The organism is Sphingobium sp. TomTYG74 (assembly GCF_055393875.1).
Genome location: NZ_AP027341.1, coordinates 1,507,215 through 1,528,874 on the forward strand (window position 1 = coordinate 1,507,215; position 21,660 = coordinate 1,528,874).

Annotated in this window: 18 protein-coding genes; 8 read left to right on the forward strand and 10 right to left on the reverse strand. The window is 61.9% G+C overall.

Annotated elements, in window-relative coordinates:
* Nucleotides 1-764 precede the first annotated feature (764 nt).
* The 3 genes from ACZ5TB_RS07665 to ACZ5TB_RS07675 form a co-directional block, all read right to left on the reverse strand.
* A complete protein-coding gene (locus ACZ5TB_RS07665; RefSeq protein ID WP_464790759.1) occupies nt 765-2,552 on the reverse strand; it encodes a ParB/RepB/Spo0J family partition protein in 1,788 nt (595 codons plus the stop codon).
* 91 nt (nt 2,553-2,643) lie between these two features.
* Nucleotides 2,644-3,072 carry a DUF2958 domain-containing protein gene (locus ACZ5TB_RS07670; protein ID WP_464790760.1) on the reverse strand — a complete coding sequence of 143 codons (429 nt, stop codon included), beginning with the start codon at nt 3,070-3,072 and terminating at the stop codon, nt 2,644-2,646.
* Nucleotides 3,069-4,061, reverse strand: a complete 993-nt coding sequence (locus ACZ5TB_RS07675; protein WP_464790761.1) for an ArdC family protein — start codon at nt 4,059-4,061, stop codon at nt 3,069-3,071. The genes ACZ5TB_RS07670 and ACZ5TB_RS07675 overlap by 4 nt, the downstream gene beginning before the upstream one ends.
* A 682-nt stretch (nt 4,062-4,743) precedes the next feature.
* On the opposite strand from ACZ5TB_RS07675, the gene ACZ5TB_RS07680 reads away from it, so the two are divergent.
* Nucleotides 4,744-6,261 (forward strand): glycosyltransferase family 2 protein, encoded by a 1,518-nt coding sequence (locus ACZ5TB_RS07680; protein ID WP_464790762.1) that lies wholly within the window; start codon nt 4,744-4,746, stop codon nt 6,259-6,261.
* The gene (locus tag ACZ5TB_RS07685; RefSeq protein ID WP_464790763.1) at nt 6,258-7,175 is read left to right on the forward strand and encodes a hypothetical protein; all 918 of its coding nucleotides are present in this window, start codon (nt 6,258-6,260) and stop codon (nt 7,173-7,175) included. Before ACZ5TB_RS07680 ends, ACZ5TB_RS07685 begins: the two co-directional genes overlap by 4 nt.
* Before the next feature lie 271 nt (nt 7,176-7,446).
* Here the strand turns inward: ACZ5TB_RS07685 and ACZ5TB_RS07690 are convergent, their stop codons facing one another.
* A complete protein-coding gene (locus tag ACZ5TB_RS07690; protein WP_464777917.1) occupies nt 7,447-7,713 on the reverse strand; it encodes a hypothetical protein in 267 nt (88 codons plus the stop codon).
* An 81-nt stretch (nt 7,714-7,794) separates the two neighbouring features.
* Here ACZ5TB_RS07690 and ACZ5TB_RS07695 point away from each other — a divergent pair, with 81 nt between their 5' ends.
* Nucleotides 7,795-8,052 (forward strand): helix-turn-helix domain-containing protein, encoded by a 258-nt coding sequence (locus tag ACZ5TB_RS07695; RefSeq protein WP_464777918.1) that lies wholly within the window; start codon nt 7,795-7,797, stop codon nt 8,050-8,052.
* A gap of 39 nt (nt 8,053-8,091) precedes the next feature.
* Here ACZ5TB_RS07695 and ACZ5TB_RS07700 read toward each other — a convergent pair whose 3' ends face one another.
* The 6 genes from ACZ5TB_RS07700 to ACZ5TB_RS07725 form a co-directional block, all read right to left on the reverse strand.
* On the reverse strand, nt 8,092-8,880 hold the full coding sequence (locus ACZ5TB_RS07700) for a DNA -binding domain-containing protein (RefSeq protein WP_464790764.1): 789 nt from the start codon (nt 8,878-8,880) through the stop codon (nt 8,092-8,094).
* Between the two features lie 21 nt (nt 8,881-8,901).
* Entirely contained in the window at nt 8,902-9,765 is an 864-nt protein-coding gene (locus tag ACZ5TB_RS07705) for a phytanoyl-CoA dioxygenase family protein (RefSeq protein ID WP_464790765.1), read from the reverse strand.
* Entirely contained in the window at nt 9,762-10,373 is a 612-nt protein-coding gene (locus tag ACZ5TB_RS07710; RefSeq protein WP_464790766.1) for an acyl-homoserine-lactone synthase, read from the reverse strand. The genes ACZ5TB_RS07705 and ACZ5TB_RS07710 overlap by 4 nt, the downstream gene beginning before the upstream one ends.
* Nucleotides 10,374-10,704: 331 nt before the next feature.
* The gene (locus tag ACZ5TB_RS07715; RefSeq protein WP_464790767.1) at nt 10,705-11,496 is read right to left on the reverse strand and encodes an autoinducer binding domain-containing protein; all 792 of its coding nucleotides are present in this window, start codon (nt 11,494-11,496) and stop codon (nt 10,705-10,707) included.
* Between the two features lie 319 nt (nt 11,497-11,815).
* On the reverse strand, nt 11,816-12,415 hold the full coding sequence (locus tag ACZ5TB_RS07720) for a hypothetical protein (RefSeq protein ID WP_464790768.1): 600 nt from the start codon (nt 12,413-12,415) through the stop codon (nt 11,816-11,818).
* A gap of 572 nt (nt 12,416-12,987) precedes the next feature.
* Nucleotides 12,988-14,193, reverse strand: coding sequence for an ATP-grasp domain-containing protein (locus ACZ5TB_RS07725; RefSeq protein ID WP_464790769.1), 1,206 nt, complete (start codon nt 14,191-14,193; stop codon nt 12,988-12,990).
* Between the two features lie 184 nt (nt 14,194-14,377).
* Between ACZ5TB_RS07725 and sbnA the strand changes: the two genes are divergently transcribed.
* The 5 genes from sbnA to ACZ5TB_RS07750 are packed head-to-tail and all read left to right on the forward strand — an operon-like array spanning nt 14,378 to nt 21,645.
* Nucleotides 14,378-15,442, forward strand: a complete 1,065-nt coding sequence (sbnA, locus tag ACZ5TB_RS07730; protein ID WP_464790770.1) for a 2,3-diaminopropionate biosynthesis protein SbnA — start codon at nt 14,378-14,380, stop codon at nt 15,440-15,442.
* A complete protein-coding gene (gene sbnB / locus ACZ5TB_RS07735; RefSeq protein ID WP_464790771.1) occupies nt 15,439-16,449 on the forward strand; it encodes a 2,3-diaminopropionate biosynthesis protein SbnB in 1,011 nt (336 codons plus the stop codon). Before sbnA ends, sbnB begins: the two co-directional genes overlap by 4 nt.
* Nucleotides 16,450-16,496: 47 nt before the next feature.
* Complete coding sequence (locus ACZ5TB_RS07740; protein ID WP_464790772.1) at nt 16,497-18,194, forward strand: IucA/IucC family protein; 1,698 nt, start codon at nt 16,497-16,499, stop codon at nt 18,192-18,194.
* Nucleotides 18,191-19,387, forward strand: a complete 1,197-nt coding sequence (locus ACZ5TB_RS07745; RefSeq protein WP_464790773.1) for a type III PLP-dependent enzyme — start codon at nt 18,191-18,193, stop codon at nt 19,385-19,387. Before ACZ5TB_RS07740 ends, ACZ5TB_RS07745 begins: the two co-directional genes overlap by 4 nt.
* Nucleotides 19,384-21,645, forward strand: a complete 2,262-nt coding sequence (locus tag ACZ5TB_RS07750) for a TonB-dependent receptor (RefSeq protein WP_464790774.1) — start codon at nt 19,384-19,386, stop codon at nt 21,643-21,645. Before ACZ5TB_RS07745 ends, ACZ5TB_RS07750 begins: the two co-directional genes overlap by 4 nt.
* Nucleotides 21,646-21,660: the final 15 nt, after the last annotated feature.

Genomic DNA, 21,660 nt, shown 5'->3' on the forward strand with positions numbered 1-21,660 from the left:
TCGATGGCAGTCGATCAGGCGACGGCGCGGCGCCGCGCACCCCTGGGCCGAAGCGTCAGCGAAGGACGGCCCGAGCCGGTTTTCTTGCCTCGCGAGGAAGCCCGTAAGGGCGGGGAAGAAAGCCGGCGAAGCCGTTGCGCGGACAAGCCGTGCAGGCGCCAGACCTGCCATGAAAGAGAGGCCGGTGCGGCATGCGCACCAGCACAGGGGGAAGCTCGGACAGGATCGGAAAAGCGCGATTCCTCCGCAGTGATGAACAATAGGGGAGCAATATCCGGGTCGTTCCGGCTTGCCCTGCCCCGGCTCCCCCCGGCGCTCGACCGCTTCCGGCTTATCGGCACGACCGTTTCGAAAGCCTGGCTGCCATCGCTGCCGGTGCCGCAAACCATGGTCATGATCATGCCGCCCCGTGGTCCAGGATCCAGCAATCCCTGCCCGATATCATGGCTGTCGATCTTCTTGCCGAGCGTCAAGGCGAGCCCGGATCACCAGCCAACGGGCCGATGCGAACTTAGAGGAAACGGCGGTCGGTGCGTTCCTTGCGCACCTGTTCGCCCAGGAATTCGGGCCGGGCACAACCCGTCGAGACCTGTTCGCTGCCGCTCCTGGACCATGGAACAGACAATATCAGCTGCCCGGGCCTCCGGTAGAGCGCAGCTTCCAGTACACAAAACCCGCGCGGCCGAGCCCTCGGGCGAGGCCGCGCGGCGAATTTCCAGCCAGCCAGCCAGCGGGCGGCAGTATGCTCCACCGCCCGCCAACCTTCACGCCGCTTGGGCGAACGGCTCCTCGCCCGCCCCGGCTGTCGCCGTGGCCATGACGTCGCGCGCGGCAACGACCTTGGCATGGGCAGCCACGGTGCCAACGCCGCCCCGCTCGGTATAGGCGCCCGGGGGAAAAGCCATCCAGCGCGGCACCCAGCGCTCGACCTTGGTGCGCCCATCCGCACCCACCAGATGGTCGGCAATGATCTGCTTCAAGGTCTTGACCTTCTCTTGGCCATTGGCTGTCGCGACCGTCTCGCCCGCGACCTCGGCTACCATGTGACCGAGCAATTCACGGTCGCGCAGCAGGGAAAACAGCGCCTCGTCGGCCTGCCACCATGCGGCCATGTCGATGCCGATCTCGGCACCGACCGCCTCGACGGCGGCGCTGCCCGCCGCCAATGTCTCGCCCATTACCACCGCGATCACGTCCATGAGAGCCGGGTCCGGCAGCGCGATCAGGCGCAGAAAAACGCCTGCGACCCCCTGCTGGGCGTCGCGTGCCTCCCAAACAGCATCGCCATGGCCGCCCGTGACAGTCGGCTCCTCCGGGGAGAAGCCGAGCAGGTCCAGCACGGCGCGGCGGCGCTCGTCGAACAGCGCCTCGCCCCGCGACAGTTCGACGCTTTCGCGCACCTCGTCGTTGCGCGTTGACTGCGGTTCGGGCCGTACCGTCCAAAGCGGCGAACCGACGATGGCGTGGGCGACCATGAGCCGCAGCGCCATGCCCGGATGACCCAGAAGCGCGGCGCGCACGGCGGCATGGCGGTGCAGGTCCACATAGGTCTGCAACGTTGATGTAAGTTCCGGGCGCTGGACTTTGCCGCCGCCGGGCACCTCGCCGCGCTCCACCTTTCGCGCCTCCTTGCGTGTCACATAGCCCTCGTGGAAGCTGACCTCGCCCGTCGCCCGGACATCGACATAGACGCGCCCTCCCCTGCGCTTGGCGGCCTTCTCATATTCCCAGCTATGGAAATGATCCGATGGAGGAACGATGACGACATCGCTCCAGCCCTGATCCAGATAGGTTTCCTTCGCCGCCTCGATCGCCGCGTTCTGCGCGGTCCAGAAGGCATCGGCATCCGCGAAATAGCAGTCCTCGCCAAACAGGTCGGCAACCGTCGAGCCCTTATATTCCGCTAGATCGAACAGGGCGAGGCGCGCCGGGATCGACTGGCCGCCCAGCAGCCACGCCTTCAACTGGTGCCCGGTCGGCACATAGCTGTCGGGATCGTCATGAAGCGCCAGCCACGCCTTTTGCTGGCTCTTGCTGGCAAGGGTCAGGTGGCGGACGGTGGCGCGATCAATCTTCTCGGCTCGGTAAAGGTCGCGGACGCGAGGCAGGAGATTGCCGAGCGCGAGGACGCGGCGGATGGTGAGGTCGGGAAGCCCGAAGGTCGCGGCGATGTCGTCCACCTCGCGGCCCTCCTTCACCAGCCGGGTGAAGGTTTCCCACTGGGTCACCTCGTCGGCATCGAGCCGGGCAAGGTTCTCGATCATGGACGCCTCGATGGCGGCGGCATCATCTGTTTCGGACAGGACGCGGCAGGGCAGCGGTTCGGCCTCGCCCGTCTCCTGCGCGACGAGTCGCGCGGCATGAAAGCGCCGCGCACCCGCGACGATCTCGAAATGGCCCTCCTCGCAACTGGGCCGCACGAGCAGGGTCTGGATGACGCCGCGCTTGCGGACGGTCGGCAGGATATCGCTGACATCAGGCGCCTTTCGGCCGTAGCGCATATTGGTCTTGCTCACACAAAGCTTGTCAGGCGCGATAAAAACGAGTGTCATGGCATTGCTCCTTTGGAGTGCCGGTCCCTCACACTTAGCGGCGTCGGGGGGCCGGTTTCTTGGGGTGGCGGCGTGACGTGCCGCCTTCACGTCATCCTTCGGCCGGATCGGACGAAGGAGAAGCGGGGACCGCACCCGGCTTGGCGGCACGGCGGATCAGGGTTTCGGCTCCGAGGATCGACCCCGCGCGGCGGGACCATTGCGCCCAGGCGGAAAGGGGCAAATCGCTCTCGAAGCCGATGTCGCGCTCGATGAAGAGGCCATAGGGAAGCCGGACGGCGGCCAGCTCGGACAGGCTGAAGCAGCCGAGTTCGGGACAGCCAAAGCCAAGGTCGGCAAGCCCGAAGAGGGCATCGCCATCCTCGGCCAGTTCGCTCGCCAGCCATGTCGCCGCGCCGAGCGGATTGAACAGCTTGACGACGGGCGGCGGGTCGAAGCGCTCGCCCATGGCCTCATGGGCACGGCGCGCGATATCGTTGGCGCGCAGGGCGAAGCGGATTTCAGGGGACAAGAGAATCATGCTGCCCTCCCCAGCCACGCGTCTGCCTCGGGCCTCCCGGCCTCGCGAGCAGCTTGCGCCTCCCGATGCCGGGTCAGCAGCCAGTCCGCCGCCTTGCTGGCCGCGCTCGCGGCACGAAAGATCGCGCGACAATCTTCCCTCAGGACGCCTAGCCACGCGCCGATATAATCGGCGTGACGCACGGTCGGGACGATGCCGAGTGCGGCGCACAGGAAGGCCGAACCCATCTCGGCGACCAGTTCCTCGCGGGCATAATCCTTGCTGCCGAAAGGATTGCGAAGGTTTCGGCCTAGCCGCTTGGCATGGCCTGTCGCATGGGTCAGCTCGTGCAGGCAGGTGCGGTAATAATTGACCTGCTCGAAGAAGGCGGGCTGCGGCGGCACAGCCACGAAATCAGGGCCGGGCGCATAATAGGCCTCATCGCCGCCGATGCGGACTTCAACGCCCGACGCGGCAATCACCTCCTCGGCAATAGGCACGATCTCGCGTTCGGGCAGCGGCGCGGGATCAGTGGCAAGCCCTTCGCGAAGCCCCTCGCATTGCGCGACATTGAAGACCGTGAAGCGCTTCAGGAAGGGAATAGACCGAACGTCCCCGCCCTCGCGCGAGGCCCGTTGCTTCTCTGCCTCGGGGGTGAAGCTGTCGGCATAGACGACCGTCACGCCGCGCTCGCCCTTCCGCACACAGCCGCCCGCCTCCAAGGCCTGACGAAAGGTCAGCCAGCTTTGCGAAGGCCAACCCTGCTCGATCACCCTGCGCCAGAGGATAAGGATATTCACCCCGGAATAGGGGCGAGCGGTCAGCGCATTGCGCGGCAGCGCAGGACTGACCCCTCCGGCCCTCCCCCAAGGCTGCACCCACGGCAACCGCCCCGCCTCAAGCTCTGAAATGATCCGGGCGGTCACCTCGTCATAGAGGTTCGCGCGCGCTTCCCGCGCCTCTCCGGCTCCACCCTCACGATGAACGCAACGGCTGGTCTTCCTCGGCATGGCCTGTCCTCCACGCCACCCAAAAAGGTACAAAGCCTCCCCGCGAAGGCGGGGGTGGGCGGCAAGACGCGACCAAGAGGCCCGGCAAAGCCGGGCGAAGACACCGCAAGGGCGCAACGCAAGTGGAGCACCCCGGACGCGCAGCGGCAGGGGTTGGCTTCGCCCGCGACGGGCCTAGCCGGGAGCGCCGCCCGCACCCGCCGTAACGGGAGACGCAACAAGCAACGCCGCCGCGAACCAGCGGCGACCACAGCCCTTAACGCCAGCGATCGTCACCGAGAGGCCGAGACCCGAAGGGGCTAGGCGGCGCCGGCCTTCAGGCCAGAGCCGTAGAGCGCGGTCGCGGCAAAGCCGCGAGGCACCAATGGCTCAATCGTTCAAGGATCCAGGGCAGGACGGCCAAAGGCTTCGATTGCCTGACCCAGCCCCTCCCCGACAATCCAGCGGGCACGCTCAAGATGCGAACGCCAGCAGGCCCCGGCCCCGGCCCCGGCCGGGATCGGTCGTTCTGCCGCATTGTCACCGACTTACGCTAGCGCCCTCCACCTCTTCCTGTCGGCAGCACGGACCTGTAAATTTCGGCGCAGATCTCTTGTGTTTGCCAGGAACGGGCGACAGTTGCCTGGAAACCGCAGCAAGCCACCAAAAATCGCCCAAGAATACTGAATTTCCTGGACAATCGGTGCCCAATCCGGCCAAGGGCGGCCACTCATGGGGCCGGGGGGCATTAACCATTATGGAAGTTGTTACTGGTAGGGGCGTGCCTATGCACGGTCCTCTCACTTCACGCGAGCTCATCGAACTCGAGCCGTCAAATGACGACGGGTTTCCGTCTGAGGTTGACGGTGACACAACCGCCCGGGCGGCGGGCGAGTGGAAGCGGCTTTACCTCACGGTTGAAGCCAAGTTCGCACTCTCGGTTGCCGTTGCGGTGCTCTGGACCGGGCTGAGCGTCTGGCTCTCACAGCGTTGGCTAAGTGACCTCGCGGCGGTGGCTGGCTGGGTGGTAGCTGTCGTGGCGATCACATTCATCGCCTATGTGCCCGGCTTCATGAATGCCTTCCTCATTTCGACACTGCTGTTCGACAGGAAGCCGCCTCTTGTACCCGTCATCGAGTTTCCCGGTCTCACCGTCCTGGTCGCCGCGTATAATGAAGAGGCGGGGATCGCCGACACGCTCACAAGTCTGGCACGCCAGGATTATGCAGGTCCCTATCAGGTGATCATCCTGAACGACGGGTCCACCGATAGAACTGCGGATATCGTCCGGGACCAGCTGAGTAGCCTTGCCTTGCCCGCCAACGCCTCGTTCAGGCTGATGGATTTCGAAAAGAATCGAGGAAAGTCAGCCGTTCTGAATGACGGCCTCATAGCAGCGCGGCACGATCTCATCGTCACGGTTGATGGTGACTCCTGGGTTCGCAAGGACGGTCTCACCAACATCGTGAAGCGATTGCTTTCCGACCCCGCCGACACGCAAGCCGTTGCCGGTGCAGTGATGGTCCGAAATTCCCGCGTGAACCTGCTCACCAAAGCGCAAGAGTGGGACTATTTTCACGGGATTGCGGCCGTCAAGCGCATGCAGGGCATGTACCACGGCACCCTCGTCGCTCAAGGTGCCTTCTCTCTCTATCGTCGCAAGGCGCTCGAAGAGGTTGGAGGTTGGCCCGAGCGCGTTGGCGAGGACATTGTCGTGTCCTGGGCGATGCTGATGCGCGGCTATCGCATCGGTTATGCCGCCAACGCCTTTGCTTTCACGAACGCCCCGGAAAAGTTCAGGCAGTTCGCGCTTCAGCGCAAACGCTGGTCGCGGGGGTTGATGGAGGCGTTCAAGCTCTACTGGCCGCTGCTGTTCAAACCCCGGATGACGACGCTTTTCATATGGTGGAACGTCATGTTTCTGCCGTTGGACCTGATCTATACGTTCGTTTTCATTCCCGGCCTTGTGGCGGCACCATTCGGAATTTTCTGGATCGCAGGACCGCTCACAATCGCCGTCCTGCCGCTGGCAGCGCTTTGGAACACCGTCATCTATCGGATCCAAAGCGATGTGTTCCGGCGCGAGAATATGACCGTTCGGAAAAATCGAGGTGGCTTCTTTTTCTATGCCCTCGCGTACAGCCTGCTGATGCAACCCGTCTGCGTGTGGGGATATCTCGTTGAACTATTTGGAATGCGTAAGGCGTGGGACACGAAATGACATCAAGCAAGATTACCCTCGCCGTCAGTCTCGCCATCTTTTGCGGAACGCCTGCGCTGGCGCAGGAGGTGAGCGACATGAGCTTCCAGCATGCGATCTCCACGGACGTCTTCGCTTCAACGGATGCTGACAGCACGGATGTGTATCGCGCGGGAGTCAATCTCGATTTTCGGTACAAAAATGACGAGCAACTGCTCGGCGTTCGCTATGAACAGGCATGGTACAAGCCGTTAGGCCAGCGCACTCGACCGCGTGAGCGTGCGTTCATTCGCTATGCCGACAAAGGCCGCGACTGGGCCTGGGCTGGTCAGATAGGCACGGACGGCCACACAGTGCTGGGCTCCGCGAGCATTCACAACAATGCGAAGTTCCGTCAGGAATATTTCGTTGAGCGTGACGTGGTGGAGACCATCCGAGGCGTCGATGAAGGCATATACTTCACCTTCTTTGGAGCAGCCTTGGACCTGCCGATCGACGAGGAGAACGGGGTCACGCTGGTCGGAGGCGCTCAGGAGTTCACGGGCAGGAATGTGCGTCTTCATGCGCGAGGCACATTCACCCACTCGATCAAATCCGATTGGGGTCTGAGCTTTCAGCTTCGGTCCCGCTACTATCACAGTACGCGGCCGCGCGAGTTCGACTATTATTCGCCGCGATATTATCTCCAGGTTCTGCCGGTTCTCCAGATGCGCCGCTTTTCAGGTGGATGGCGGTATATGGTCGCAGCAGGCCTGGGCGGGCAGCGTGATGCCGTAACCGATTGGACCCAGTCTCGCTTTGCAGCCGCAGAGGTGACCAGTCCCCTTCGCCGAGGATGGTTCATCAAGGCAGCGGCGCAGTACAGCAACACGCCGCTACGCACCGGAATCTACGATTACGGTCAACTGACGCTGTCGGTGGGAAAAAGGTTCTAAAAGGCGCAATTACGTGACCAAAGGCCAATCCAGGGGGAACTCGCAAATACGCTGACGGCTTACAAGCACCACAGCAGGATGGCGGTTTGCGTCTGGAGGGGCTGGGCGAAGAAACTTCAAGGACGCGACGCCGCCGCGAACCAGCGGCGACCGCAGCCCTTAACGCCAGCGATCATTACCGGAAGGCCGAGGCCCGAAGGGTTCGGCGGTGCCGACCTTCAGGCCAGAGCGCGGTCGCGGCAAAGCCGCGATGCGCCGATGGTTCAGTCCTTCAAGGATCCAGGTCAGGACGGCCAAAGGCTTCGATTGCCTGACCCAGGCCCTCTCCGACAATCCAGCGGGCACGCTCAAGATGCGAACGCCAGCAGGCCTCCGCCCCGGCATCTGACACGTCCAGTCCCAGGATGGTCGATGCCGCCTCGCGCCAATCCTGACCGGCCTCAGCTGCGTCCAAGAGCGCGGCATACTGCGCCAGCCGCACCCGGTCATACGCAGTGACGATATCTCCGGTCGGAGCGGCATCTAGTAGAGAGATCATGACCCGATCCTACCTGAACTTGCCGCCATTCGTCTATTATAATGCGTACTATTAAAATAGACGAAGGGCTCTACGGTTCAGATGAACCTGTTCGAGCTCATCGGCACCAACTGCTACTGGTTACGTCAGGAAGCAGGCCTGACTCAGGAAGAGGTCGCGGCGCGCATGGGCGTTAGCCATTCACACTACAGCGCCATCGAGAATGGTCGGCAAAATCTCACCTTCGGGACTTTTGACAGGCTCTATAAAGCTCTCGGTGCTCGTCCTGCTGCGCTATTCGAGGAAGGACGCCCGCCTAAACCAAAAAGAGCGTCGCCCGTTGCTCGAAAAAGTCAGTGATATCGCAACGGCTCGATGTTCTTTTTCTTAAGGAGCACGTCAGCCCAACAACCTTCGCCACGCTCCTCCCGCCATTCGCCGCGCCAAGGCAATCATCCGCCTGCAATGTGACTTGAGCGCCTCTCCCGGCGCGCCCCACTCCTCAGCCACTCGCTGCTCTCCGAACAATAATATACCGACGTCACGGATGCTGGCGCCTTCCCGGAGCGCATCATACGTCCGCAGCGCATCGACGACCCGTCGGTCCCCCTGCCGCTTTCGCGGGAGCGGGAGAGACAATCTGCCCGTACGACAGAGATTATGAAAGGCCCGCAGCGGCGCGAGCAACGGCTTGATGTCGCCGACCCCTGAGAAGTCGTAACGAAGCGACACCGGCCCGTGGAGCAGCGTCCCCTCCAAGACATCGAGGCGCAAGCCACCGGATTTGCCTCCTATCAGGATATGCTCGGCGGCTGCACCACCTTCCACCACGACGGCCTTTTCCCCACAATGCTCAAGATTGAAGGCCCCTGCCTGTCCAATGGCAGCAGGCACCGCCACACAGGGCAGTACCGAGGGATCGAGGTGGCTCGACCAAAGTATTGCTCCTTCCGGCGCGGGCAGCGAGTGATCCTCAACATTGAGGCAGCCCCAGCGGGACACGACGTCATGCGCCGCATGCTCGATCAGGGTGACGCCACCGAGACCCGCGCAACGTCGCGCCGGTTTCAGCCGACGATACTCCGGATCACGGCGAAGCCACTCCCATGCGACGCCTGCAGGGCAGATGTCCTCAAGATAGCGATAGGTCTGATCGCCGGGCCAGCGGTGATGCGGAAAACCCGGCATCGCCGCTGGCCCAAGCCATGCTTATCCCAGCTCACCCATTTGCGAGCGGACGAAGAACTCGGCAGCGTCCGCTTGGTCCGGCCGGAGAGCATCGACCTCGCCGAGCAGGTCGGGAACGGCATCCTGCAGGAGGACTGACGGACACTGACCCTCGACATTGCCGAGATTCGGCCGGTGCTGGGCATAACCGACCAGCGCGGCAAGTTCTGACGGAAAATTCCGCGCAACATGGGGCGGGTAGACGAGCCACTGGAGTTCAAAGGGCTTGAGCCATCCCAGGCAGTAGCTGATGATGATACCGCGCCTGCGGACCGCGCTGCTGTTTCCGCCACCTCCGTGCAGCGTTGAGCCAAGGAAGACCAGGGCATCGCCCGGAGCGACCAAGGGAACGACGCTGTCCTCCTCCGGCAACGTCGACACGTTCTGGTCGATATGGCTGCCGGTCCACAGCCGGGTGCCGCCATTCTCCCGCATAAAAGGGGTAAGTGGCCACATCACATTGACCAGATATTCGACACGGCCCTTGGGTCCCTGCCACATGTCCTGGTCCCGATGCGGCAACTGGCGCAAAGCACCCGGCGCAATTTCGATGGCCTGGGTGAGATTGAGGGCGATGCGCTCGCACCAAGGCAGAAGCAGTTGCTCGGCAATGGCGAGGATCAAGGGATGCATCACCAGGCTGGCCGTTCGGCGCGAGCGGACCAGCAGCGATCCGAAGCGCCGCGTCCGCTCGCCATAGAATGGCCCCTGGCAGAGCGGCGCGGCAGCAAAGGGGGCAGCAAGATCGTCTTCCAAGCCCCGCAGAACCGAAGCAGGCAAGGCGCGCTCGACGACACACCATCCATCGCGGCCAAGGGAAGCGGTGTGAAGCGCCACGCTGTTCATGCCGTCACCTCGCCGCCGTTCCCGACATAGGTCTGGGTCCAGCACAGCCGCCGTGGCGTGTCCCGGTCGATCTGAACCATGAACGCGCCAACCGGCCCGCCAGGCATCCGCACCACCGGGCCGAGCGGCTCGCCCTTCCAGCCCATCGCCAGCACCTCCTTTCTGAAGGCTTCCGGAAGGAGGCCGGTATAGTGGTGGATGCCGCGCGCGAGCGCCACGTCCACCATGGCCGAGATCAGCTGGTTGCGCAGCGCCTTGCGGCGTGCGGCTCCGTGGCGCTGGGGCAGGCAAAGACGGGTGCTCTCCCATATACCCTCTCCCTCGGGCACGCCCAGCGGGCACAGGTGCCGGAAGACGATGCCCAGCATGTGCGGTTTGGTAGTGGGCAGGAGCCGCAGCGAGGCTGCATGGACGCCGCTCTCCTTTTCCTCCTCGGCTATGAGGTAGATGGCGTCGGCCGTATCGAACTGGTCGATCTCATATTGGCCGTCGACGACGGGCACGTCCCAGCCGAACAGATCGACGAACAAGCGCTTGCGGTCAGCAAACATGGACTGGAGGAGCGGCCGGACGTCGGGCGCCAGAGGGTGGTCGATGACGTGGATCAAGGGGGCCTCCACTTGCGGCTATTACCCCGAAGGATGCGTCAAGGTACGCAGCGGTCGCTAGCCCGGGCAATTGCCCGGGTTGACACGGGGCGGCAAGCAAGCAGCATTCTTCCTGAGCACCGCCGAGGCACGACCAGCAGTCCAGCGTCCTGTGAAATGCGACATTGGCCGGAAGGCCACCAGCCCTTCACGGGCACACGCATCAGGCACTGCGCTCAAGGGGTGTGATCTGCCCCCTTGCTGGAGCATGACAGATATGTGGAGGCTGTGCTCGTCGCCAGGATATCTCTAATTACCAGAGCTAGCCGGAAATTCGGCCCAGTGCGTCAGTTTAAGCGGAATGATCCCGGGCAAGCTCGCCAAGACCGATTTCACCTGCGAATATCGCGCTCACCACGAGCTCGGTGCGGCCATGTGCATCAAGCAGCAGCCCCGCTTGGCTGAGATATCCGCCAACGGTCCGCGGGGTTATCGAAAGTGCGCGCGCGATCTCCTTGTTCGAATAGCCGCGTCCGACAAGAATGACGCAGTCACGAACCCGGGGGTGGAGGCGCGGCGGCTGCGGTTTCGGCCTTTCCTCGCAAAACAGGCGTCGGGCAGCCTGAAAGGCGAAGATACCGATCATTTGCGCCATGCCTAGTCGACGCCCGACCCATTTCGGATTATCCGAACCAGCAAACGTGCAGGATGCGGTGTAATCGCCAAGCAAATTGCAGGGAACGGTGATACCTTCGGTAAGTCCTAACTTCCCGCCAAAATCCAGGCAGTCGCGATCGCGGCGGTTGAGGTCGATGATATCGGAAATCTCGGACCAGCTGAACGCCCTGTCTGAAAAGGCGCAAGCGCGTAGGACCGGATCACGCCGCCACGTGCCATTCCCGATAATGCGTTCCTCGACCGACGCGGGATAGTCCAGAAGCTTCACACGACCACGAGGCGCGCCCCGCAGATCCGCATGATGAATGAGAGCATAGTAGCGGAAACCCAGTTCACGCGTGATGTCGGTCATGAGAGCAGCGAGATCGGGCGGGCTTGCCGACTTTGCGAGCGCCGTCAATATGCCCTCTGTAACCGGCACGGAACTGGCGATTCCAAAGCGATTTCGTCCGGAAGTCGATGTCATGCAGCTTTCACCGGTGAGCTTAGATGACGGGCGCAATGCTGCCGGAAAGCCTCGCTTTCACGTGGGTCATCTGGCAACTCTGCAGCAATGGCGGGCAATGACGCTATTCCTCCTTACAGCACAGGACGCGACAATGCCCTTGATGCGAACGAATCGCAACATCCCTGATGCTGTCCCGAACCACCGGCGCGTTGCATCCGCTTTCGAAAGCCGGGGGAAACCATCATTATGATGATTGGCTCTGGATGCTGGACGACCATGGCGTTACCGGTCGACCTGTCGTCAGATGGCTATTGAAGCGATGAAACAGGTCTTAGCTTCAACAGGCGGCTGATGCCTGCCGATCGGCATTCTCATGCATCGCGCGCACGCTTACTGCATGGGGGTGATCAGGTTCGAGAAGCGCCTCCGAGTTCGAGTCCCAAGCTTCATTGACCAGGCGCGTCATATGCTGGGCGATATCGTATAGCACCGCGTGATGATGGAAAATGTAGAAGCGATTGTTCGTACTGATGCTTTCCAGAAGCTCATGCGCGGAACGATGGGCAGCCACAGCCAGGATTCGCGCCATAGTCAGGCAACTGTCATCCTTGCCAACCAGCGGAATAGGCAGAGCAACCAGTTCGTCATCCTGCGAAATGGCTCCGCTCACAAGATCGACGCCATAAGACAGGATGGCGGCATTGGCGCGATTGAGCCTGGCAAGCGCTTGGGACGAATGTTCCAGGCTTGGACTCTTCAAGGCTCGAACCGTTGCCAGTTGATCGAGATATTCGACCAACATCGCGTGGAAATGCCCATGGACCTTCTCGCTGGAAGAAGATCCGGGAACGCAAATATCCTCGGAGAGATAATGTTCGATATTGCTGCGAACCTCTGCCCAATAATTTTCATCGAAACAGTTCGTGCCATCGGCCATCAGACCAGACTTACACACCCGAATTGGAGGCTTGCAGTAACGTATGAATTTGGTGGTGCCCATTATGGAAACTCCTACGTTTGAGGAGATCCTTTTCTAACGCTCTGACGACAACCCAATAAGGCACTGTCCGGTGAACCCAGAGGACATCAAGGACTAACCGTCACCCTGATATGACCCTGTGAACATAAGCCAATCCGACGATCAGAAGGGCGCTGACCGCGATCACAATAAGAATGAGCAGAAACAGGGTAGAGTAAATCCCTCCCGATCGATCGTACTTGGCCAAGGCTGCAAAGAGGATCACCAGAAGGAGAAGAAGAGCGACTGGCCGAGAAAATGCAAATGTGACGACTGGCACGAGACAGATCGCAGAGGCAAAGATGCCCCCCTTGTTCCGCCGTATGGCATTTTTGATCCCATTCACCTCGAGACTACTCCACAAGCATGAATCTTGACCCATCGTGAAAGGATCATTTCCGAAGCCTTGCCAATATTGGAACCCTCGAAGGAGATCAGTCAATGACCTTGAGGATAGCATTGGTGGCGTATCCTACCGAAGCTCCGAATGATCAGGGCAGAATTGTCCAGGAAAGTTGTGCCCGTGCTTGCGCCATTGCCATGTCCAACGTCGCACGGTCAGGCGCGCTCACGCTCAGAACACCGAGATAATCCTTGTTGGACCGGGTGATTTCCATCCGTTCGCCACGGCGGCGGAGCGTTCGATACTCCACACGCGCACTATTGTCGGTCCGCAGGAAGCCTTCCGGCGCGGATATAATCTCTCCGGCTGTTTCGGTCGGAAAATAGCGGATTGCGGCCATTTTGTTCGCAAGCTGGCATCTGCCGAGCGGCTCGCCGAGATGAAGGCGGAGGATTTTCTCGAACAGGGCCATGTCCAACGTGTGCTCCAGCATGAACTCCATATAGTCGCCAACGGTTCGATAATTGATCTCGATGATCCGGGGGCCTTTAGGCGTTAGCACGAATTCGGTATGGCATGAGCCGAAGCCGATGCCGACCGCGACGATCTGCTCCAATAGTGCATCCCTCTGTTCAGCGGTCAACCAGTCGCCCCATCGTCCCTCAATCTCCACAAAATCGGGGGGCGGGCTAAGCGCCACCTGGAAGCCGCCCAGTACCAGAATGTCCTTTCCATCACCCAGCGTTTCAAGGGTGTAGAGTTCACCGGCTATATAGTCTTCGATAAGCACGGCCCGGCCGGGATCGTCGCTCCAGATATCCCGGCAATGTGCTGTCAGGGTATCCAGGCCTTCGCAGAACCGCACGAATTGACTGCCAACGCCTTCGCGTGGCTTGGCCACGCAAGGAAACGGCACATCGGGAAGACCTGCCAGGCCATCGTCATCGGTGACGACCGCGTGCCACAGGACATCCACGCCCTGATCACGCAGATGGCTGCGCATCGCGGCCTTGTTCTTGGCTCGATAGGTCACTTTCCAATCCTTGCCAGGGAGCCCGAAATAGTCGGCCGCAAGGGCCGTGCTGGTTTGCAGATGATCGCTGTTGGAAAAGATGGCTGACGGCCGTTCAGGGCGGCGGCCGAGCTCGTTGATGACCGCAATGGGCTGAAGCACGTCACATTCGATGATGCTGTCTGGATAGGCAGGGAGATTCTGAGCTGCAAAATGGCGCCGGTGCGCTTCCGCCTGGTCCGTAAGCAGGGTGACATGCAGGCCAAGGCGCCGTGCTGCGGGGAGAAAACCCTCGTTGACCGCATCGGTCGGCACATGGGCAAGCAGGATCAGGTTCGGCATCGGCAAGTCCCTTTCGCAATACAAACTGGCGAATGCGACGTGTAACCACATCAACACGTGACTGCAATTGACTCTCAATAGCGAATCATCCTATGCCATTGGAACCGGCTGGAAAACATTCCCCAGCCTGCATCCACAGCAGCGGTCAACCCGCGCGCCCATTCCGAAACTGGAAGGAGCTGCAATGCAATTTTCGGCAGAACTATCCGTCGGCAACACGCCCCTCATCGCGCTTGACCGCATGTTTTCTCCAGACATCGTCCCCGTATTTGCCAAACTGGAAATGCTGAATGTCGGCGGCAGCGTGAAGGATCGCACCGCCCATTATATGGTGTCGCAAGCGTTGGCAGCGGGCCGGATCACCTCGGAAAGCCACCTTGTCGAGAGCTCATCCGGCAACCTCGCCATTGCGCTTGCAATGGTCGCCAAGCGCGAAGGCATCCCTTTCACCGCCGTCGTCGATCCCAATCTCGCGCCAGCCAATCGCTGCCTCATCGAGGCGTTCGGTGGCCGCATCGATCTGGTGACCGAGAAGGACGAAGCAGGCGGCTATCTCCACACCCGCGTTCGCCGGGTGGACGAACTGGTCCGCACGATTCCCGGTGCGGTCTGGCTCAACCAATATGCCAATCCCGACAATTGGCGGGCGCACTATCACGGCATCGGCGAGGAGATCGTGCAGGAAATGCCGGCCGATCCCACCCACGTGGTTGCGGCCGTCTCCACCTGCGGCACCTTGATGGGGCTGGCGCGGCGGCTGCGCGAGCAGTGGCCGAAGATCGAGGTCGTGGCCGTCGATCTCGAAGGGTCGGTAATCTTCGGCGGTACAGGTGGCAACCGGCAGATTCCCGGCATCGGCGCCAGCCGCGTTCCCGAACAGCTAGCCATGCCCGAGGTCGATGCCGTCATCTATGCGACGGATTGGGAGTCCACCCTGGCCTGCCGCCGCCTTGCCGAAACACAGGGCATACTGGCCGGTGGTTCTTCCGGCACCGTCATGGCTGCGATCGCCAAGCTGATCCCGAACCTCCCCAAAGGATCACGCATCGTCACGCTGCTGCCCGACCGCGGGGAGCGCTATCTGGACACGGTCTACGATCCCGATTGGCCCTCGCTCGATCGTCGCTTCACCAGACCATTCGAGGCATCCTTCCGGCGCTTCGGGCGGCGTCCAGCCATGGATTGGGGATCACCCCCGCCCGCAACAATGCCACTCACTGCCGTCAGGTCCGAAGGAGCAGTGCTGTGACGGTGGCGAGCCTGCGCTATCTTTCACGCTCTGACACCGCGGCGGTGGGGGGCGATCACTCAGACCTTTATATGGAGGCGGTGGCGGACGGCTTCCGCAGCCACGCCGCTGGCGATTTCGTGCAACCGCTCAAACCCTATCTGCGCAGTCCCCGGGCGACGCACATAGCGGATCGCATCATCGCCATGCCGGCCTGGATCGGCGGCGAACAGCCGATCTCCGGCCTCAAGTGGATCGGCTCAAAGCACGACAATCCCGCGAAGCGCGGCATGGAGCGAGCCAGCGCCATGATCGTGCTCAACGACCCCGAGACCAATTACCCCGTGGCAATTATGGAAGGCGGCCTGGTGAGTGCGATGCGCACTGCGGCGGTCACCGGAGTGGCCGCGCGGCATCTGGCACAAGAGGGCTTTGCCGAGGCCGCGATCATCGGATGCGGCCCCATTGCCGAGCGACAGGCGCGAATGTTGCTGGAGCAGTTTCCGGCCTTGGAGGCTCTTCGCCTGTTCGACTTGCGCTTCGACGCTGCCGAGGCACTGGCCGACCGCCTTCGCCAACGCCATCCCGACGTTGCCGTGACCATTGCCGCAAGCGCGGAGAAGGCGGTCCGCGATTGTCCGGTCGTGATCACCTGCACCGTCACGGACAAGCCCTATCTCGCGTTCGACTGGCTCAGCCGGGGCACGTTCCTCGCCAATGTTTCGATCATGGATGTCGAACGGGACGTGTTTCTCAAGGCCGACAAGGTCGTGGTCGATGACTGGGATCAGTCCAACCGCGAAAAGAAGATCATCAATCTCCTTGTCGAAGCGGGAGAGTTTTCGCGCGAGCGGCTGCATGCCGAGCTTGGGGAGATTGTGGTCGGCCGCAAGCCGGGGCGCGAGAGCGATGACGAGATCATCCTCCTCAACCCCATGGGCATGGCAATCGACGACATCGCCTGCGCCAAGGCCATCCTCCGCCAAGCCGAGGAACGGGGCATCGGCACGGTCCTTCCACTTTTCTAACGCGGGCCGTTCGCCACCCATTCCCGCCATATCGAAAGACAAGCTCGATGACGATAGCCCTGCCCGTGCTGACATCGCCCGGTGATGGCGCTGCCATGCGCGCCGAGATCGCCATGGAAAGACTGCTCAACACCTGGCTGCGGGAACGCATGGCGGGTTTCGTGCCGATCGAGGGCGAAACCTGCGTGATCGACGTCGGCATCGACCGCTTGCTTGCCTTCTGCATGCAGTCTTCCCCGGGCGGATTTCATCGTTGGCGGCTCCCGATCTTGATCGAGGCAGAGGATCGCTCCTCGGTAGCAGTGGATGATCCGTCGGTTGTTGCGGGTATGATGGCGAACGCGCTCTTGCCGGGGACCGGGTCGGCGTCTCCGGCGATCAGGGATCGATTGCTTAGTGCACTTCGGGCGGCGGAAAACCACGGTCGGGTCTGCGCATCGCGGCCAACCGAATGTTCCCCGATGGGGCTGGAACAGACCCTTTGGCACGGCCATCCCTTCCACCCCTTTGCGAAGAGCATTGACGGCTTTTCGACAGAGGACATCGAACGCTACGCACCGGAACGGGGACAGGAATTCCAGCTCCGCTGGATTCTCGCTGAACCCGCTGTAGGTGCGGCATTGTGGCGCGATCCTGCGGCCGAAAGCTCTATCCGCGCACTGCTCGCCGAGCTTTCGGGGCTGCCGCACAAGACGATCGGCGATCGCCTGCTGATCCCAAGCCATCCCTGGCAGGCGGCGCGGCTCGAAAATGACCCGGCCTTTGCCGCCCTTGCAGCTCAGGGCCGCGCAATCATCACCCTGCCGACTGGCGTGCCGGTGCAACCGACATCGTCGGTGCGCACAGTGTTCGTGCCCGGCTCAAACATCTTCCTCAAGCTGCCCATCGAAGCGCGGATCACGAACTTTGCACGCACCAACCCGCCTGAGCAGATCGCCCGCAGCATGGCGGCATCCCGGGCGCTCGATGCGCTCGCGGGCCATGTGGCAGCCTCAGGCTTCGATGTCCTTACTGAGCCTGGCGCCCTGTGGATCAACCAGCCCCGTCTCGAAGCTGTTACGGGCGTCATCCTGCGTGATGGACCGGCTGGCGAGGCATTCGTCCTTGCGGGACTGCTCGAACCGTCGCCAAGCGATGGCCGACCGATGCTGGCCGCCATGGGCTGCAATCTTTCCGGCCATGCTGAAGCGGAAATCTGGCTGGGCGCCTATATCCGGACGGCCATCCTCCCCCCGCTTCGCCTCTTCGCCCGGACGGGGTTCTGTGTCGAGGCACACAGCCAGAACAGCCTTCTTGTACTGGACCAGGGCAATCCAGCACGCCTTATTGTGCGGGATCTTGAAGGGGTCAGCATCGACCGTGCGCGCTTTAAGAGAGTCGCGCCCGATCTCGATCTCGACCCATCCGTTTTCTTCACCGCGGAGGAAGCGCGTCAGCGCCTGATCTACTATCTCATCAGCAACAATCTGAACCATGTGATCGCGACGATCGCGCGTATGAGCAATGCATCGGAAACGAGGCTGTGGCGCGCCGCCGCCGATACGCTCGTCGCAGGGGCCGAGGACAGCCAGACCACTGAACTCGTCGAATGGCTGGTGGCGATTGACACGCTTCCGGCCAAAGCCAATTTCTTGAGCTGCCTTGCCGACAGTGCGGAACGCCCCAACTATGTGGCCATAGCCAACCCACTGCGGACCGCTGCCCGACATGAGTCGGCGCCGGATATAACGGCGACGCTATCATGACCCTATTCCAGCCGTCCGCCGAACTGGTCGCAGCCAATATCGACGCCGCGAGACCAGCATGCGCCTTCCTGCACGATCTCGACGCGTTGCGGCGGCAGGCGCGCGGTCTCGTCGACGCTTTGCCGCCGAGGGCCGAGCTGTTCTACGCCGTAAAGGCGAACAACGATGCTCGGATACTGCAAGCGCTCGCGCCGCATGTCGCCGGATTCGAGGTGGCATCGGCAGGCGAGATCCGGCGCGTGCGCGAAGCGGTCGGGCGCGAGGCGCGGATCATCATGGGTGGTCCCGCACGGACGGCCGAGGATATTGCCCTCGTCCTCACCCAGGGCGTCGAGCGGCTCCACGTCGAAAGTCCGCACATGCTTCACCTTGCCAATTCGGTGGCAGCGCAGATGAGCCGGGTTCTACCAATTTTGCTTCGGGTCAATCTCGCTGGTCCCGTGCCGGGCGCAACGCTGACCATGGGTGGCCTACCCACCCAGTTCGGCATTCCGCAAGACGTCGTGCCGGAAGCCATCGCCCTGCTGCGTGATTGCCCCGCCTTGCGGCTCGAAGGCTTCCATTTCCATACGGTGTCGAACAATCGTGACGCGATGGGACATGCCGCGCTTTGCGCGATGGAACTGGATCTCGCCCGAACCTGGGCAAGCGAACATGGCCTGGATCTGAAAATCGTCAACCTCGGTGGCGGCTGGGGCGTCGACTATGGCGATCCGAACTGGCGTTTCGACGTCCAGGGTTTTGCGCGCGCGCTGGCTCCCCACGCGGAAGATGGTCCTTGCCTGCAATTCGAATGCGGCAGGATCATCGCCGCCTATCATGCAGCCTATGTCTGCGAGATTCTCGATCTCAAATCGGCGCATGGCCGCATCTTCGCCCTGCTGCGCGGCGGCACCCACCATTTCCGCTTGCCGAGTTCGTGGGGGCATGACCATCCCTTCCTGATCCTTCCGCGCGAAAATTGGCCCCATGGATGGGCGCGGCCGGGCCTTGCCGACGCCAGCGTCACGATTGCGGGCGAACTCTGCACACCCAAGGACATCCTTGCTCGCGACGTGCGGGTGGACCGGGTGCGGATCGGCGATCTCGCCTGTTTCCTCATGGCCGGTGCTTATGGCTGGGACATCTCCCATCATGACTTCCTGTGCCATGCCTATCCCGAACGCCTATTCCTGGAAGCGGGGGCGGCATGATGTCCGGACCTCATTCTCAAGCAAGTCACGAAATCGGAAAGCGAAAATGCCCGGCTGTTCTTGACTTCAACAGCAACGCCACCCTAACAGCGAATTTATGCGAACGCATCGCATTATCATTAATGTCAGGGGGTATTATGCTTTCATCTTTGAAGAAATTTCGTGCCGGCCCATCACTGGCGGTATTGGCTGCGCTCGGGAGCGTGACATTTTCATCGATGGCCCTGGCCGCAGACGCAGCCGCATCAGAGTCGGGCCGTGAAGACATCGTCGTGACCGGCCGAAATCTTGAATACCACACGCCCGATACCGCAGCGCTCAAGATCGACGCGCCGCTGCGCGACATCCCACAGACGATCGATGTCATTCCCGAGCAGGTGATCCGCGACCAGCGCGCCCTGTCGATGCAGGATGCCCTCAGGAATGTCGCCGGCATCGGCATGGCCACCGGCGACGGGCAGCGCGACCAGTTCGTGATCCGGGGCAACATCGCCTATGGCGACCTTTTCATCGACGGGGTGCGCGATGATGCGCTCTATTTCCGTGACCTGTCGAACATCGAGCGGATCGAGGTTCTGAAAGGGCCGGCTTCAGTCCTCTATGGCCGTGGCTCATCTGGCGGGCTTATCAACCGTGTTTCCAAGAAGCCGGGAACGGAGGGTGGCGAGATCGTCCTGAGCTACGGAAGCTGGGACGACAAGCGCGGCGAGATCGACCTGGGTCACGTCTTTACAGGCAATGAGGTTGCCGTGCGGTTGACGGGCGCCATCGAACGGTCGGACAGCTACCGCGACCAGGGTTTCCTCAAGCGCGAAGCCATTGCCCCTTCGGTCCTGTTCGCGCTGGACGATAACACGAAAATCCTCCTCCAGGCCGACTATCTGCGCGACCGCCGAATAGCGGACAATGGCATCCCCGCATTTCGAGGCAGGCCCGTCGATGTCCCCGCATCGACCTATTATGGCGCGGCTAACGCACGCGATGTCGATTTCGTCCAGTCGGAGATCTGGTCGACGACCGCGACGCTCGACCACGAATTCAGCGATACCCTGCGCCTGCGCAATGTTTTCCGCTACTATGATTATACGCTCGACCGGCAGAACACGATTCCGAACGTCGTCGATGAGACCGCACGGACGGTCACGCTCAATCGCCAGACCACCGATCGCGCCGAGCATGGCTGGTTCAACCAGTTGGAGCTTTCCCAGGACTTCTCGACCGGGCCGCTCGAACACAAGCTGCTGCTCGGTTTTGAGGCGGGTCGGCAGTCGAAGGATGAATTGCGCATCGATCAGGCCAACGCCGCGACGGTCGACCTCTTCAATCCGGTGCTTCCCGTCCTGCCGCTGGAAGTCGCCATTCCAACCTCGCGCACCGATCGCACCGGGGAGTACAAGATACTCGGCTTCTACGCCCAGGACATGGTCTCGCTGGGCGAACATTGGAAGCTGCTGGCCGGCCTGCGCCATGACCGTTTCCGTCAGGAGGTCCACTTCCCGGCCGGGCAGCAAGGCCTCGCTCGAACGGACACCTTCTGGAGCCCGCGCGTCGGTCTGGTGTGGCAGCCGACACCAACGCAATCCTACTACGTATCGTGGAACAAGTCCTACCAGCCGTCGGGCGAGACATTCGCCATGTCGGTGAGCAGCGCCCAACTGAAACCGGAAACTACCATCAACCGGGAGATCGGAGCCAAGTTCGATCTGCTTGACGGCCGACTTTCCACGACGATCTCGGCCTTCAACCTCAAGCGCTCGGACATCAAGGCGAGCGATCCAATTCTCGGGCTCATCAACGTCGGCGTGCAGCGGACGCGAGGCATAGAAGCCTCCGCGCAGCTGGATCTGCGCCAGGGATGGCAGGCCATCGCCAGCTACGCCTATCTCGATGCCCGGGTCACCAAGTCGCCGGCCTTCGATTCGGGCGTTCCCATTCAGGGGAACCGTCCGACGCTGACGCCCGTGCACAGCGCCAGCCTGTGGCTGATGAAGAGTTTCGATGAGCGCTTCGGCCTTGGCGGCGGGGTCAATTATGTCGGCGATCGCATGGCCAATCTGGCCAACACGGTGGTGCTGCCGGAATATGTCACGGCCGATGCCATGGCCTGGGCGCAACTGGGCAAGCTCCGGGCACAGCTCAACCTGCGTAACATCTTCGACCGCGAATACATCGTGTCGGCGCACGGAACGGTCGGCAATCTTAACATGCCGGGCGCGCCCCGGTCGGTGATGCTCACCCTGCGATACGCCATCGACTAGCTGCCTTTCTGCCGC